The 16,044-nt window shown below is 64.4% G+C and carries 13 protein-coding genes and 1 pseudogene; 7 read left to right on the forward strand and 7 right to left on the reverse strand.

The features are described 5' to 3' along the window. Positions 1-256 precede the first annotated feature (256 nt). Genes tssH through tssM form a run of 5 tightly spaced genes read left to right on the forward strand, consistent with a single transcriptional unit; the run spans position 257 to position 10,310 of the window. Complete coding sequence (gene tssH, locus ACTJLD_RS02990; protein ID WP_440657940.1) at positions 257-2,824, forward strand: type VI secretion system ATPase TssH; 2,568 nt, start codon at positions 257-259, stop codon at positions 2,822-2,824. Positions 2,825-2,836: 12 nt separating this feature from the next. Continuing rightward, positions 2,837-4,399: a sigma 54-interacting transcriptional regulator gene (locus ACTJLD_RS02995; protein ID WP_060196577.1), complete on the forward strand. Its 1,563-nt coding sequence runs from the start codon at positions 2,837-2,839 to the stop codon at positions 4,397-4,399. Continuing rightward, on the forward strand, positions 4,396-5,106 hold the full coding sequence (locus ACTJLD_RS03000) for a type VI secretion system-associated protein TagO (RefSeq protein WP_222214215.1): 711 nt from the start codon (positions 4,396-4,398) through the stop codon (positions 5,104-5,106). Before ACTJLD_RS02995 ends, ACTJLD_RS03000 begins: the two co-directional genes overlap by 4 nt. After that, complete coding sequence (gene tssA, locus ACTJLD_RS03005) at positions 5,094-6,530, forward strand: type VI secretion system protein TssA (protein WP_440657941.1); 1,437 nt, start codon at positions 5,094-5,096, stop codon at positions 6,528-6,530. The genes ACTJLD_RS03000 and tssA overlap by 13 nt, the downstream gene beginning before the upstream one ends. Before the next feature lie 15 nt (positions 6,531-6,545). Then, positions 6,546-10,310, forward strand: a complete 3,765-nt coding sequence (gene tssM / locus ACTJLD_RS03010) for a type VI secretion system membrane subunit TssM (protein ID WP_440657943.1) — start codon at positions 6,546-6,548, stop codon at positions 10,308-10,310. Here tssM and ACTJLD_RS03015 read toward each other — a convergent pair. After that, positions 10,307-10,693, reverse strand: a complete 387-nt coding sequence (locus ACTJLD_RS03015; protein WP_440657944.1) for a contractile injection system protein, VgrG/Pvc8 family — start codon at positions 10,691-10,693, stop codon at positions 10,307-10,309. The genes tssM and ACTJLD_RS03015 overlap by 4 nt on opposite strands. A gap of 91 nt (positions 10,694-10,784) precedes the next feature. Next, on the reverse strand, positions 10,785-11,303 hold the full coding sequence (locus ACTJLD_RS03020; RefSeq protein WP_226255987.1) for an Hcp family type VI secretion system effector: 519 nt from the start codon (positions 11,301-11,303) through the stop codon (positions 10,785-10,787). Between the two features lie 313 nt (positions 11,304-11,616). On the opposite strand from ACTJLD_RS03020, the gene ACTJLD_RS03025 reads away from it, so the two are divergent. Next, positions 11,617-11,799, forward strand: a complete 183-nt coding sequence (locus ACTJLD_RS03025) for a hypothetical protein (protein WP_440657945.1) — start codon at positions 11,617-11,619, stop codon at positions 11,797-11,799. Between the two features lie 137 nt (positions 11,800-11,936). Continuing rightward, on the forward strand, positions 11,937-12,191 hold the full coding sequence (locus ACTJLD_RS03030; RefSeq protein WP_027787253.1) for a hypothetical protein: 255 nt from the start codon (positions 11,937-11,939) through the stop codon (positions 12,189-12,191). Here the strand turns inward: ACTJLD_RS03030 and ACTJLD_RS03035 are convergent. The 5 genes and pseudogenes from ACTJLD_RS03035 to ACTJLD_RS03055 form a co-directional block, all read right to left on the reverse strand. Then, entirely contained in the window at positions 12,130-12,555 is a 426-nt protein-coding gene (locus tag ACTJLD_RS03035; RefSeq protein ID WP_226190767.1) for an FAD-dependent oxidoreductase, read from the reverse strand. The two genes, ACTJLD_RS03030 and ACTJLD_RS03035, sit on opposite strands and share 62 nt — an antisense overlap. A gap of 200 nt (positions 12,556-12,755) precedes the next feature. Further along, positions 12,756-13,712: a lysozyme inhibitor LprI family protein gene (locus tag ACTJLD_RS03040; RefSeq protein WP_440657947.1), complete on the reverse strand. Its 957-nt coding sequence runs from the start codon at positions 13,710-13,712 to the stop codon at positions 12,756-12,758. Between the two features lie 303 nt (positions 13,713-14,015). Then, entirely contained in the window at positions 14,016-14,582 is a 567-nt protein-coding gene (gene phaR, locus ACTJLD_RS03045) for a polyhydroxyalkanoate synthesis repressor PhaR (protein ID WP_006485265.1), read from the reverse strand. A gap of 119 nt (positions 14,583-14,701) precedes the next feature. Beyond that, positions 14,702-15,442 (reverse strand): 3-ketoacyl-ACP reductase, encoded by a 741-nt coding sequence (locus ACTJLD_RS03050; protein ID WP_006491801.1) that lies wholly within the window; start codon positions 15,440-15,442, stop codon positions 14,702-14,704. A gap of 134 nt (positions 15,443-15,576) precedes the next feature. Beyond that, a pseudogene (locus tag ACTJLD_RS03055) lies at positions 15,577-16,044 on the reverse strand (acetyl-CoA C-acetyltransferase); the annotation flags it as partial.

Below are 16,044 nucleotides of genomic sequence, written 5' to 3' on the forward strand. Positions count from 1 at the left end.
TATTCCAGAATATGTCATTTTCGTTCTAATACAGAATTTACGGAAATATCCCTCTTTAATTTCAGACGAATCCGATGGACGAGCGAGTTATTGACGTGGTTTCCTCGATAGCTTGACCGTGTGCTTATTGCGTGTAAACCGAAGGTGCCCTCACCCACCTTATACAAAACGCCAGACCGAAACATTCGTTTGCATTATTGGCAACGCGGAGACGCTTTTTCTAAAAAACCTTTCCTGAAAAGGGGAGTTCGATTACATGATTACGGTGGATCTCCCGGCGCTCTTCGAGCGCCTTAATGCGTTGTGTCGACATGCCTTGGAAGAAGCGGGCAGCCTCTGCATCGGGCAGCGTGGCGCCGAAGTCACCGTGCCTCACTTACTGGTCAAGCTGCTCGATCAGCCTCAGTGCGACGTGCGTCTCGTGTTACGCGTCGCGGGGATTGAGGTCGACACCGCGCGACACGCGCTGTCCACGGCATTTCCCGAGGGGGATAGCGGGCATAATCAATACCCTTCCTTCTCCCCTTTGCTGGTGGAGCTGTTGCAGGAGGCATGGCTGCTCAGCTCGGTGGAGCTGGGACAAGCGGAGATCCGTAGCGGCGCCTTGCTGCTCGCCGTGCTACTCAATCCGGGCCGCTACCTTCCGCTGGCAGCGATACGCCTACTGGATGGCGTGAGCCGGGAGCCGCTGCGCAAGCGCTTTGGCGAACTGTTGGCTGGATCGACGGAGGCGGCCGATACAGCGTCCGCCGACCACCGCCCTGCGGGCGTCGGCGGTGACGACAGTGCATTGGCCCGATTCGGCCACGACTTCACCGCACAGGCTCGCGAGGGGCGGATCGACCCGGTGCTGTGCCGCGATACCGAGATCGACCTGATGGTCGACATCCTGTCGCGCCGCCGCAAGAACAACCCCATCGTGGTCGGCGACGCCGGTGTCGGCAAAAGCGCTGTCGTTGAAGGACTCGCCCTACGCATCGTGCAGGCACGCGTACCGGAGCCGCTGCGCGACGTTCACCTATGGGAGCTGGACCTCGGCGCTTTGCAAGCCGGCGCGTCGGTCAAGGGCGAATTCGAGAAGCGCCTGAAGGCGGTGATCGACGAAGTGAAAGCGTCGCCGCAGCCGATCATCCTGTTCATCGACGAGGCGCATACGCTGATCGGCGCCGGCAACGCCGCCGGCGGCAGCGATGCAGCCAACCTGCTCAAGCCGGCGCTGGCGCGCGGCGAACTGCGCACCATCGCCGCCACCACCTGGTCCGAGTACAAGAAGTACTTCGAGAAAGACCCCGCATTGGTCCGGCGCTTCCAGTTGGTGAAGCTGGAGGAACCCAGTCCGGAGGATGCCGTGCATATTCTGCGCGGCCTGCGCCCCCTCTATGAGCAAGCGCACAAGGTCTATATCGGGGACGATGCCCTGCAAGCCGCCGCTGCGTTGTCGGCGCGCTACCTGTCCGGCCGGCAGTTGCCGGACAAGGCCATCGACGTGCTCGACACCGCGTGCGCACGCGCCGCCACCGCACTGGCCGAGCCACCGCGCCGTCTGACCGCGCTCGAGAACGAGCTTCGGCAGATCGATGCGGAGGCCGAACACCTAGTGCGTGATGCCAGGTCCGGCCGCGCACCATCGACGACACGACTGGACAACCTGCGCGATGCGCGGCAACAGGTGGAAACGCGTATCGCCGAGCTGCGCCATGCCTGGGAACAGCAGAAATCGGTCATCGATACGATTGTCAGCCTTCGCGGTCAGGACGCTAACGACAACACCGCCCGGCTGCTTTCGGGCTGGGTAACCCGCCTGGCCGACCTCCAACGCGATGGTGCCCTGCTGCATGCCGACGTGGGCGCCGAGCAGATTGCCCAGGTCATCGCTGACTGGACGGGCATACCAGCCACCACCATCAACAGCGATCAGTTGACGCGCCTCGAACAATTGCCGGCCGCCCTGCGACTGCGCGTCAAAGGACAGGACGCGGCGCTGGAGACGTTGCACCGACGCCTGCTCACGGCGGTGGCCGACTTGCGCCGGCCAGGTACACCGATGGGTGCGTTCCTGCTGGTCGGCCCCAGCGGCGTCGGCAAGACCGAGACGGCTCTGGCAGTGGCCGATGCGCTGTTCGGCGGCGAGCGTTTCCTCACCACGATCAACATGTCCGAGTACCAGGAGAAACACACCGTGTCGCGCCTGCTGGGCGCACCACCGGGCTACGTGGGCTTCGGCGAAGGTGGGGTGCTAACCGAGTCCATTCGTAAGCATCCCTATGCGGTGGTATTGCTGGACGAGGTGGAAAAAGCCCACCCGGAAGTGCTGAACGTGTTCTACCAAGCCTTCGACAAAGGCGAGCTGGCCGATGGCGAAGGTCGGCGCATCGACTGCCAGAACATCCTGTTCTTCCTGACCTCCAACCTCGGTTTCGACCAGGATGATCCGTCGTTGTCCGACCTCGACGTCGACAGCCTGCGGCAGCAGTTGATGCGCTTCTTCAAGCCGGCCCTGCTGGCGCGCATGCAGCTCGTGCCGTACCGCTACCTCGACGAGGCAGTGTTGGGCGACATCGTGGACAGCCGCTTGCAGCGTCTGCAGCGGCAATTCGCCGAGCGCTACAACGCCCCTCTGGAGGTGACCGAAAGCGCACGCGACGAGTTGCGCTCGCGCTGCATACGGCACGCCAACGGCGCGCGCATGCTCGACGCAAGCATCGACGGCGAACTGCTGCCGCCGCTGTCGCTCGCGGTCCTGCAGCAGCAGGCCAAGGGGGCGCCTTTCCAGCGCGCTGACCTGCGCTGGCAGGACGGCACCTTTCTGGCCACGCTGCACTGAGTGGAGCACGGCATGGAGACCGTGAGCGCCGTCCTGTTGGCGCGCGAACTAGCGCAAGCGAGCACCATGGCCGCGCTGGCGGGGGCCTGGCTGCGCGCTGCCTGCGATGGCACCGGTATCGAGCAAGCGCTCTGCTACTGGCATGAGCGCCCCGGCGACAGACTGCTACCGATCGCCCATGCCCATGTGGCAGACGCCGCGGGGCTCACCTCGATATCGTTGGAAGAGTTGGACAACCCGCTGGTGTATTGCCTGACCAGCGCCAAACCTTGTCATGTCGCACGGCTCGGATCGCTGGTCAACGTCGGTGCCGGCTTCGATGCCCTGCGCGAACATCTCACCGCCCGCGCCGCCCTGCTCGCGCTGCCGATTCATAGCCCACAGCACGAGGTGGTGGGCATCTTCGCGTTGATTGGCGCCGATGCGGTCTTGCGTGCCTGGCGGACAAATCCAATCTGGCAGGAGCTGGTCACCCTGCATAACGTGCTGATGGCGCGCCTGCTGGCATCGTCAGACATCCACCGCATCGAAGAGCAGCGACGAAGCGAGATCGACCAGGACAGGACACGTGCGGCCCGTCTGCTGGCCGCGGACTTCGTCGGCGTCGGGCCGACGGCCCGTCAACTGCGAGAAGACATGCTGCGGCTGGCCGACTCGTCGCTGTCCTTGCTGATCACCGGGGAGACCGGTTCGGGCAAGGATCATGCAGCCTGGCTGATTCACCAGGCCTCGTCCCGACGGGGCAAGTTTGTACCGGTGAACTGCGCGGCGATTCCGAAAGAGCTGATCGAATCCGAGTTATTCGGCGCGGTGCGTGGCGCCTATACCGGCGCCACCCAGGCGCGCGCGGGGCTGGTAGCGGAAGCCAATGGCGGCACCTTGTTCCTCGACGAAATCGGCGATATGCCACTGGAACTGCAAGGCACGCTGCTGCGCCTGCTGAACGAGAAGACCTTTCGACCGATAGGCGCAACACGCGAGCAGGCATCCGACTTCCGCCTGATCTGCGCCACCCACCGCCCCCTGCCTGAACTCGTGCGCGACGGCGCGTTCCGCGAGGACCTGTATTTCCGCATCCGCCAGCGCGTGTTGCGCATCCCGCCGCTGCGCGAGCGCCCGGAAGACATCCCGGCACTGGTCGCGCACGTGCTGCTGCAACACAACCGCGAATGCCAGGGCAACATCGCCGGCATTTCCGCGAGGGCACTGACACGCCTGCAAGCGCACATCTTTCCCGGCAACGTGCGCGAGCTGCGCAGCTTGGTGCTTGCGGCAGCCGAGCGCACAGCGCCCGGCAAGCACATTCGCGGCGACCTGCTTGCCGACCTGGAAGAAGACCTACCGCTAGCGCCGATCGAACCGCCGTCTCCGACGGCATCGGCACTGCAACAGCTCCTGCACACCGACAACTTGCCGGAAGCCTTGCTGCACTTCGAGCGCCTCGTGGTCGGCGAACGGCTGCGCCGGGTCGAGGGATCGCGGCGTGAGGCGGCGCTCAGCCTCGGCATACCCAAACGCACGCTGGCACGCAAATGCCTGGAGTGGAATTTGAATGGAGAGGATCGCTCATCATGAAATCGATCAGCCTGGCATTGCTGTTTGCGGCGGCCCTGGCCGGTTGCGACGGAGAACACCCCGCCGTCGCCGCGAACAACGATTGCACCACCATCGTGTTACCGCAGGAACGGCTGGCCTGCTTCGACGCCAAGGCAGGCACCCTGGCACCGCCACCATCGCCACCGGCCGCACTCCAGGCCAAGGCCCCCGCGGCGGCACCAACGCCCGCCGCCACGCCGGCCACCGCGAAGCGACCGGACATCACAGACCTGGTCCAGGCCAACGAGGCCAAGCGCCGCGCCGACGACACCGGCTTGCTGCTGATGCGCACGCCGGAAAAGCTTCCCGGCCAGGACAAGGTGGTTATCTCGGCGCCGGCGCTGGGAGGCTCGACACCCGCCCTCACCCTCGCGATCAGTTGCGTGCAAAACATCTCGCGCCTGCAACTGCTGACCGCCGACGCACTGCCCTTCAACCGCGCCAATCTACGGCTGCTGCTAGACGGCCGGCCCGTGTCGGCCAGTCAGCCATGGCAGGTCCTTGATGACGGTACGGTCACCGATGCGGGACGCGGTCTGGTAGCGATCGAGCAGCTCCGTCATCTGACCCAGCCTGCGCAGCACCTGCGGATCGAGAGCGACCAAGCCCCCTTCGACGGACTGGTCTTCGACGTCTCCCGGCTCCATGAGCTACTGGTCCAACAGCGCGAGGCATGTCACTGGTGAAATTGCTCGCCCCGCTGGACCTCGATACCTTGCTGGCGCCGATCGACCCGCGCCAGCCTGCTGGCGTTTTCGACGAGGAAGACGATGCTTACCAGGGCATCGATCACGAAATGGTCAAGCTCGGCAGCTTGCAAGAGGCGACCATCGATTGGCCCTACGTCGATGAAGCCGCGCAGCATTACCTGTGCAGCCAGTGCAAGCACCTGCGCATCGCCGGGCATCTGCTGACTGCTCGCGCGCGTACACGCAGCTGGCGCGGCTGGGCCGAAGCCACCGGCGTACTCGCCGGCATGGTCGAACGCTACTGGGAAACCAGCTATCCGAAACCGGGCGCCACCGGCTACCTGGCCAAACGACGGTTGGTGGGGCAACTGCTGGAGCGGCTGTCCGACAGCCTGGCCGCGTTGGAAAACACCGGTTACGGCGAAGAGTTCTACAAGGCCGGCCAGGCCGCACTCGATAGCCTGCAACGCAGTGCCGAAAGCGCCCAGCTCGACGTGCCCACCCTCTCCAAGATCGAGGGCCTGCTGCGGCAAAAGGCCGAGGCACTGCGTGCGCCGGAGTTGGCCGATGCCAAACTCGATACCCCCGTGCGGGGAGACGCGCTATCGGACGCCTTCTTCACGCCGGCACTGCCCACGCCCGGCAACGAGCGCGAGGGCCGCAAGTCGCTGCTGGCCGCAGCAGAAATCATCAACCAGCAAGACCCCTACGATCCCACCGGCTACTTGCTGCGGCGGTTTGCCCTGTGGGCCCACCTTACCAACGCACCGTCGGCACGCAAACACCACCAGACCGAACTGATGGCCGTGCCCGCCGACGTTGCCGAAGGATATGCGGAAGCGCTCATTGCCAACGTTGTCGACCCAGCGCTGTTGCAACGTGTCGAACGCAGCGTCACCACCTCGCCGTACTGGCTGCGCGGCAGCTACCTGGCCGCCGGCATCGCCCGGCGCCTGGAGATGCCGCTGGTAGCCGAGGCCATCCGTCAGGCGACCGAACGCTTCGTCACCCGGCTGCCGGCGCTGGGCAAGCTGGAGTTCGCCGATGGACGTCCATTCGTAGATGGCGAGACCCAGGCGTGGATCAGCGGCGCGCAGGCAAGTGGCGCCACGAGCGCCGCCGGTCATGACTACGCCGCCGTGCGCGACGAACTGCACAGCCTGCTCGAAGCGCAAGGCGTCGAGTCGGTGCTACGTCGGTTGGAGACGATCCAGCAGGAAGCAACCGACCTGCGGCACCGCTGCCATGTCATGGCGATCGCCGCCGAACTGCTGCAACCGCACGGCCTCACCTGGCTGGCCGATGGCCTGTTCGTCCGTGCGTACCAGTCTATGCAAAACGCCTCGGCGCCCGAGTGGGAGCCCAACCTTTTCAGCCTCCTCCAACGGCACCAGCCGGACGCCTCCGGGCACAAGGATTAAACAGGGAACATCGTCATGTGGAACATCGTGTCCAAACTGCAACGTTACGGCCAACTTGTCATGCGCTGGGGACGTCAAGGCGCGCCCGTGCTGCAACTGCTGCTACTGGCACTCGTGCTGGTCGCCATTTGGTGGCTCGGACCCAAGTGGAGCTGGGGCGAGCATCGCCCTCTGGCGAGCCTGACCGCCCGGGTGCTGGCAACGGTGGTTCTGCTGGTACTGCCGCTGCTGCTGTGGGCGCTACGCCTGCGTAAGCGCGCCATGCGCCTGGAGGCGGAACAGCAGCATGTGGAAGAGCAGCAGACCGACCTATGTCTGCGTTACGTCGAGGCGCAGGAGCGCGACCTCGATCGCAGCCTCGCCACCCTGCAAGCCAACCTCAAGGGACGACAGGCGTTGTACCAGTTGCCCTGGTATCTGGTGCTGGGGCAGGAGAACTCCGGCAAGACCAGCTTCGTCAACCGCTCCGGCCAAAGCTTCTCGCTCACCGGCGAAATGAAGGCTGGCAGCCGGCGACTGCAAGAAGACCCGGACAAGCTCTACGCCATTGACTGGTGGATGGGCGACCAAGCCATTCTCATCGACCCGCCGGGCGAGCTGATCAGCCAGCCGCGAATCGCCCAGTTCGATGCGCCCGATAACGCCGAAAACGAAGGCATGCCCACCCCGAGTGCACCCGCGTTGCCCACGCGGCTGACCCGCCACGGCGTGCTGCCAGAAGATATCCACGCGCGGTTGTGGGACAGCTTCGTCGGCTGGCTCGGCCGCAACCGAAGCCGTCGGCCGCTCAACGGCGTGGTGCTGATGGTCAGCCTGGAAACCCTGGCGCACCAGACACCGAGCGACCGCAAGGCGCTCGCGGCGGTACTGCGCGCGCGGTTGGCCGAACTCAGCCGGCAGCTCGGCACACGGCCGCCGCTGTATGTCGTGCTCAGCAAGTTCGATCTGCTGGAAGGCTTCGAAATACTCTTCGCGCGGCTGCCCAAGTCCGTGCGCGAGGACCTCTTCGGCTTCAGCTTCACCCTGGATGCGATCCAGCGCTACGACGCCTGGCTGGACGAGCTGGGCACGCACTACGACGCCTTCCTCGACCGACTGAACGAACAGGTCTTCGACAGCCTGGCCGATGTGCCCGACGTGGCGCAGCGTGAAGCACTTTACTCGCTCACCCGACAGCTCAGCGGCCTGCGGCCCCTGCTGCTGGGCTTCCTCGCTGACGTGCTGGGCAGCGATCGCTACGTCACCCCGGCGTTGCCGCGCGGCGTGTTCTTCTCCTCGGTCTACCAGCAAGGCGTGCTCAACAACGCTTTCCTCGCCTCCGCGTCGCAGTCCTATGCGTTACGTGGACCGGTAAACTACATGCAGCCCAGCGGGCGCTCCCTGGTCTACTTCGCGCAGCACCTGTTCCAGCGCGTCATCTACCCAGAATCCGGTCTGGCCGGCGACAATCCCAAGGTCATCGCCGAGAAGAAGCACGCGCTGGCCCTGCGCTTCGGCATAGCATCATTGGGCAGCGCGCTCGTGATCGGCGCGTGGTACCACTACTACGCACTGAATCGCGACAAGGCCCTGAGTGTGCTCGAGCGCAGCCGCACATTCAGCACCCACGCCATCGACGGCACACTCGACCCTACCGGCCGCAATCTGCTGCAACCGCTGGACCAGATCGGCAGCGTGGTCGCCGTCTACGGCAACTATCGCGATGCTTGGCCGGTCGTGGCCGACCTCGGCCTGTACCAGGGCCGCACCATCGGCCCCAAGGTCGACCAGGCCTACCTCACCCTGTTGTCGCATCGCTTCCTGCCCGCGCTGGCCAGCGGCGTGATGACCGAGCTGGATGGCGCCGGCACCGACAGCGATACCCAACTGGCCGCGCTGCGCGTCTACCGCATGATCGAAGACCGCCCCAACCGCCGCGCGCCCGTGGTCGAAAACTGGATGGCCGCGCACTGGCAAACCGCCTTCCCGGGTGAAGACGGCGTGCAGCGCGCGCTGATGCGCCACCTGGACTACGCCATGAAGTACGCCGACACGCGCCTGCCGCAATACCAGGAGCGCGTAGCTGCCGCGCAGCGCGAGCTGCGCACCATCCCGCTGCCGCAGCGCGTCTACATGACCCTGCGCCGCCAGGCCGGCGCCGCGCTGCGCGCGCCGCTGGATCTGCGCAACGAAATCGGCCCGGCCTACGACATCGTGTACGAACCCGAACGCGCCGCAGAAGGCAAGGACGGCAACCCGCCCGCCAACGGCCGTATCGATGCCCTGCTCACCGCCAAGGGCTACCGCGGCTACTTCGCTCCGCACAGCCAGGACATTACCGAACTGGCCATGATCGACCAGTGGGCGCTGGGCGAGCGACGCAACGTCGACTACTCCGAGGCCGACAAGCACGCGCTGGCCGATCGCATCCGCGCGCTCTACAGCCGCGACTACGTCGACACCTGGCAACGCAACCTCAACCAGATCGCGGTCCGCGACTTTCAGGATATCGGTCAGGCCGTCACCATCCTGGGCAGCGTCACCAGCCCGGCCGCACCGCTGCGGCGCCTGGTCGAAACCGTGCGCGACAACAGCGAACTCGGCAACCCGCCCGCCGTCACGGCCAGCGCTGGCACCGAAGCCTCACAAACCAAGGCCGCCGCGCTGGCCGGCAAGGCGGACAAGCTCACCGAGTCCGAAGCCCCGCCGCTTCCGGTCATCACCATCGCCCGCGCCTTCGCACCGGTCAGCCAGTTGCTCGACGCCAAGGGCGAGCGGTCCCCGTATCTCGACGAAACCATGCAGGCAATCGGCGCCGTGCAGGACAAAGTGCGCACCGTGCACGACAGCCCGGACCGCGGCAAGACAGCACTCAATTTGGTACTCGAACGATTCGGTCAGAAGGGCCCCGATCCCATCGCCAACCTGCAGCGCATCGCCGGTGGGCTGCCCGATCCGTTGAATCATCAAGTCGGCAAGCTGGCCGACGAGTCCTCGCGCATCGTCCTCGTCGAAGCCCTGCGCGAGCTGGAAAAACGCTGGGACGCCGACGTGTACCGCTTCTATCGCGAGCGCCTTGCTAACCGCTACCCGTTCAATCCAAGCAGCCGCGAAGAAGCCTCGCTCGACGACTTTACCGCTTTCTTCGGGCCGCAAGGGCACCTGCAACAGTTCCGCGACAAGTACCTCAACCTCTTCATCGAAGACAACCTGGAGGCCCTGTACTCCGAACGCCTCGGTGGCTATTTGGTACGCAACGACGTGCTCACCCAACTCGAGGCCGCCGACCGAATCCGCGACGCCTTCTTCAATAGCCGCGGGCAACTCGGCGTGCAGTTCTTCGTGGAACCTCTGGGCCTGGCCGCCAACAAGCGCAGCAGTTCCCTCAGCGTCGAAGGTCAACTGATCACCTATAACCACGGCCCCACCACCAGCACCGCCGTCATCTGGCCCAACACCCTGGCGCCCAGCAACGAAAGCCGCATGACCTTGGTCAACGCCGGCGGCAGCAGCAGCGGGCTCATCTACCGCGGCCCGTGGTCGCTCTACCGCCTGCTCAGCCAGGCCCGCCTCACCGGCGCCACAGCGACCAGCGTCGACCTCAGCTTCGCCGCGGCGGACGGCGGCATGCGCTACCGCATCAGCACCGAGAAGGCCAATAACCCCTTCACTCAACCACTGTTCAAGGGCTTCGCGCTGCCGCGCACGCTGCTGCAGGACGAGCGGCGTGCCGATGCGTCGACTGGCGGACAGGGCAAGGTGCTGGTAAAGCCAAGCGCGCGTCAGAACGGTGACGGTTAAATAGAACGTACTGCGTTTACAGGATCCACAATCAGCTCGGGCTTGGCCCCGCGCGGGGCTTTTCTGGGTGTGCCATGCACTAGGTCATCAACTTGCTCTGCAATGTCCACGGTGGAATAGCGAGTGCGTCGAAAGCCCGTATCGCCTTGCACAAAACTCGACACCGCGCCGTGCACGTAGCGCACGGGCGAGCCGCCCTGCCAGATCGCGAGCAGGCCATTGCGGTCGAGCACCTGGCCAAAGTCGATGGCTGTGTTGGCACTGGTCGATTCCACCTGCAAGAGGAACGTCTCGGACAAGCCTTCGTGCAGGGTGAACTCCACCACTTCGAACGACTCGTTGCCGGCGGTGAAGGTAAAGCGCAGGTCAGTTCGATCAACCATGAGCGCCCCTTGCCGGCCCGTTATTGGGCCGATGCTCTTCATGCTGAGTTGAGCGACCGGCTCAAGCGCCGGCCGCACGGGTGACCCGACCTCAGGCTTCCTGGGGCTTGCGCCAATCGTCCGATGCTTCGGTGCCGGTGATGGCGTGGGTCCAGGTGATCTTGCGGTAAGCCATGCCCACCTTCACCAACTGGGTGTACTCGGCCTTGCTGGCGTCCTGCGCATGCGGCAACACGGCGTTGATGTTGACGATGGTGGCATCTTCAAGCTTGGTGGTGAAGAAGTGTTCCTGCTTGCCTTCGGTCGAGGTGCGGTACCACTTCACTTCCACCTCGGGGAGCATTTCACCGGAGGCCAGTGCTTGGTACAGCAGCGGCGTGGCCTTGTTGAGCGGCGAGGTGAAGATGAACGGCTTGTGCACACGCTGGCCCGATGGCTGGCCGCTCTGCGGGTCGGTCGGCGTGGCGATCAGGTGTTCGACTTCCTGGACCAGGATCTGGTCCTCGTGACCTTCCTGATAGACGTTGCCGACGGAGTCGGCCGTGAAGGCGCCTTGCGTGATGTTGCCCTGGGTCTTGCCCTGGATGCTGATATAAGCGGGAGTCGGCACGGATGCAGTCCTTGTTGTTGGAATCGACACGGCCGTCTGACCGTGTTGCCATCGGGAGATGACTGCCTACGTAACGCAATGCCCGTGCCAATTTTCTCAAATCGGCATTTAATCCTTTAAATTCAGCGTATTAACTGGATGCGAGACGCTTCGGACGGACGACGAGGAACGCGAAGCCCCGAAAATTGATTTTTTGACTGGCATTTCGGGCCATTCGTGGCCCGAAAAATCGCAAATCATTGAAAAGGAATAGGAATAGGAATAGGAATAATCGGGGCATTTTGGGCTCGATCGGGCCACGGATGGCCCGATCATGAGCGCGACCGTCCGCCGGGCGTTGCACAGATCCTTCACCGGCTCGTTCCGGCTCTCGGCCATCTCGCGCAAGATCCGGATGACTTGTTCGTTGGTAAATCGCCTCTTCATCGAGTTCCCCTCGCCTCTGGAAGAAAAGAGAATTCACTTGCCACGTGGCAACAATCAGCGACGCACGTAGCCCAACCAGCGACGTCCGCAAGCGCACCCTCGCACCCCATCGATGCCACCTACCGCACAAAAATCGCCCCGGGCACAGCCGGCCGCTATGCGAAAATCCAGGCGTCCCTCCTTTTCAATCGACCCACCGGGGTTCGCATGACCACGCACATCACAATCGAATTCACCGAGCACGCAGCCGAAGCCATCGGCGAGCAGACCAGCACCAGCTTTTCGTATGACCAGGGCGCGCACGTGCCGCAACCGGGCGACTTCGTCGAACTCGAGAATTCGCGCCAGACGTTTCTCGTGATTGGCCGCGTGTTTTCGCTGAAGGCCAACTACAGCGCCGTCAAACTCGTGCTCGACCTTCCTCCGTCGGATGGCGAACAGGATTTCGATCCGGCGCACTGACGGACGACGAGAGACGCGTTACACGCATTTCACCAGCCTGAACCGACGACCACGCAGCGCCCGCCGCGCGCTGCTCGTCGATCAATGCGGCGGTCTGCGCATCCGAGTCCAGCCAGACAAGCGCCCCGCGCGTCGTCACCGGCAACGGGCCCAGCTCACGCGCCAGCCGGGCGAACTCCGGAAGCGCGCTACCGGTGCCCACCCAGCCAAACGACCAGTGAGTCGCACCGCCCGCGGCCGCCGGCTGCTTTTCCAGTAGCGTGACCTGCGCACCCGATCGCGCAAGATGCCACGCGATCGACGCGCCGACGATGCCTCCGCCGACCACGACGACGCGCAGCGGGTTGAATCCCCCGAGTGACATCCGGAAGTTGCGGGGTTCCGACTATCCCGTTCGCCGCGCTTCGCCGCTGTGCGGTCGCCTGCCGCCCATCATCGCGAATCGCGTCGTCCTCTCGCGCCCGGCAAACAATCAATCGATCGATATCCGCGGCACTTGAGGCGGGCGGACGATACAGAAAAGCCCGCCGAGGCGGGCCTTACTCAAACACCGGGCTCTACACTTCATCGCACGTCCGGAAACACCGCCGCCTTCAAGCATCGGTCGAACCACACCACATCGTCGCCATCGCCGATCGGCCACATTTCCGCGTCGAGTTGCGGCAACCCGGCTACGGGCGCTGACGCGTGGTTATCGCCACCGGGCGCCCCTGCGCGCATCCAAGCCGATTGCGCTCCACCGTTGTCGCACGCATTCTCATGCGCCTGTGTTTCGCAAAATGCCACGGGTCGAACCTTCCCGCCGTCTGCCGCGCTCACCGATCGGTACTGATAAACCGCACCGGTCGCCCAGTCCTCGCTCTGGCTGCAGACCCGTGCACGATGCTGCACATGGACAGCACCGAAACACGCATAGGAAACGTGCGCGCCACTTGCATCGTCGGGAATGAAATCGCAGTTTGCATCGAAACCGGTGAGCGGGCCGCCCGTGTAATTCGCGAGCCACTTGCGCTCGGCCAGCGCACGCGCGATCAACCCTTTGTCCGATCGATCGGCCAGCACGGCGGTGCGCCGATCGATGGCCTTGCGCACTTCGTCGACGGCCAGCGGATGGCCTTCGTAATCGGCGTCGAGACGGTTGTTGCGTGCGTCGATCCAGCGGCGCTGGCCGCGCACCAGCATGTCGCGGATCGTCGTGTCCGGCGCGGCCTTCAGTGCGCCCGAGTACGCCGAGTTCATGCGCGCGTCGGCCGCGCGCAGCATGGAGTTCGTACAGATGCGCTTCTCGATCGACTGCACCGCTTTCGCGCAATCCATCGCAAAGGCCGGTAGTGCCATGCCGGCGCTCATCATGAACATCGAAGCAAGACCCGCCAGCCGGCCGGCCGATGCCATTCGAATCCCTCGCATGCTCTCTCTCAGTCGGTTTTTTCTTGGTCGCACCGCATCGGTGGGGCATCGCCCGTCACAGCCTGTCGTGCCCGCGCGCCGGTATCGCATGTCGCCAAAGGCAGCCTCCATGCTTCACCTTGCAGCGCCGCTCATGGTACGCGCGCCTGCACGGACGCACACCGTCCGGCGCGGCGCGCCCCGGCGTTCCTTCACAGGTGACTGGATCTCGATCGACTGGACGACGGTCATGCACGCCCGAACCCGGCGCGCATTCGGTACCGACGGTCATGAACGACCGTCGGCGAAATGATCCTGCTGGCGGCGGCCGCACATCGTCGCGCCCGAATGCACGATCGGCCGACCCGCACCGCTTTGCTTCGCGGCACCGACGCCCGACGGTTTGCCCGCCGCGGTCGGCCTGCCGCGAAACCGTTACTTCTTCTCCGGCTCCGACGCGCCCGGCTGCTTGAACGGGAACGTGCTGAACATCGACTTCGCCTGGTTCTGCATCTGCTCCTGCATCTGCACGAACATGTTCTTCGACTGCTCGATGTAGCTGGTCATCATCCCTTGCATCATCGGCGCCTGCATGTTCATGAACTGCGACCAGACTTCCGGATTCATCGCATTGCCTTCGTACAGGTTCTTCGACTGATCCGCGAGCTTGTTCTGGATGTCGATGAACGCCTGGATGTTCTTTTCCAGGTACGTCCCCATCATGCCCTGCATCGCATGCCCGTAAAAACGGATGATCTGCGACAGCATCGACGACGAGAACATCGGCACGCCGCCGCTTTCCTCTTCGAGGATGATCTGCAGGAGGATGCTGCGCGTCAGGTCTTCGTTGGATTTCGCGTCGACGACCTTGAAGTCCTCCTGCTCCAGCACGAGTTGCTTCACGTCGGTCAGCGTAATGTACGTGCTTGTCTCTGTATCGTAGAGCCGACGGTTCGGGTACTTCTTGATGAGCCGTTCGGCCGTCTTCTTTGTAGTAGTCATGTAACGCCTTTGAGTGCAGCGTAGCGGAAGTGACGAATCCCCGCCGCCCGAATCCGGGAGGCGGGGGCCTTCGGAATACGCCCGGCTGCGCGGCCACCCGGCCCGCGCAGCGCGGACGCTCAGCCCATGTGCAGGCCGCCGTTCAGCGAGAAGTCGGCGCCGGTCGCGAAACCGGAATCGTTCGATGCGAGCCACGCGACGATCGAACCGATTTCCTCCGGCCCGCCGAGACGCCGCACCGGGATCGTCGCGACGATCTTCTCGAGCACGTCCGGGCGGATCGCCTTCACCATGTCGGTGCCGATGTAGCCCGGCGACACGGTGTTGACCGTCACGCCCTTCGTCGCGACTTCCTGTGCGAGCGACATCGTGAAGCCGTGGATACCGGCCTTCGCGGTCGAATAGTTGGTCTGGCCGAATTGCCCTTTCTGGCCGTTCACCGACGAAATGTTGATGATCCGGCCCCAGCCGCGTTCGACCATCCCGTCGATCACCTGCTTCGTCACGTTGAACAGGCTCGTCAGGTTGGTATCGATCACGGCGGTCCAGTCTTCGTGCGTCATCTTGCGGAACACGACGTCCCGCGTGATACCCGCGTTGTTGACGAGCACGTCGATCTCGCCGACTTCAGCCTTGACCTTGTCGAACGCTTCCTTGGTCGAGTCCCAGTCGCCGACGTTGCCTTCCGACGCGATGAAATCGTACCCGAGCGCCTTCTGGTCCTCGAGCCATTTCACCCGGCGCGGCGAGTTCGGGCCACATCCTGCGACCACCTTGAAGCCGTCTTTCGACAAGCGCTGGCAGATGCTGGTGCCGATGCCGCCCATCCCGCCCGTTACGTACGCAATTCGCTGAGACATAAATCTCACTCCATTTTTTGGTTTCGAGAGCTGCCGGAGCCCCCTCTGACTTCACGTGACGCCGGCCGAAGCCGCAATCGGCCGGCGCACGGATTCGGTTCGCCGGTGGCGAACGGCCGGTTACGGACGACCGGTTACGGACGCTCGACCGCGAGCGCAACGCCCATCCCGCCGCCGATGCACAGCGACGCCAGCCCGCGCTTCGCGTCGCGCTTGGCCATCTCGTGCAGCAGCGTCACCAGGATCCGGCAGCCCGACGCACCGATCGGGTGACCGATCGCGATCGCCCCGCCGTTCACGTTCACCTTCGACGTGTCCCAGCCCATCTGCTTGTGCACCGCCAGCGCCTGCGCCGCGAACGCCTCGTTGATCTCCATCAGGTCCAGGTCGCCCGGCGTCCAGCCCGCGCGCTCCAGGCACCGGCGCGATGCCGGCACCGGGCCCATTCCCATCACGCTCGGATCGACGCCCGCGTTCGCGTAGGCCTTGATCTTCGCCAGCGGCGTCAGACCCAGCGCCGCCGCCTTCTGCGCCGACATCACCAGCACCGCCGCCGCGCCGTCGTTCAGCCCCGACGCGTTCGCCGCCGTCACCGAGCCGTC

This window comes from Burkholderia sp. 22088 (assembly GCF_052045915.1).
Taxonomy (GTDB): Bacteria; Pseudomonadota; Gammaproteobacteria; order Burkholderiales; family Burkholderiaceae; genus Burkholderia; species Burkholderia cepacia.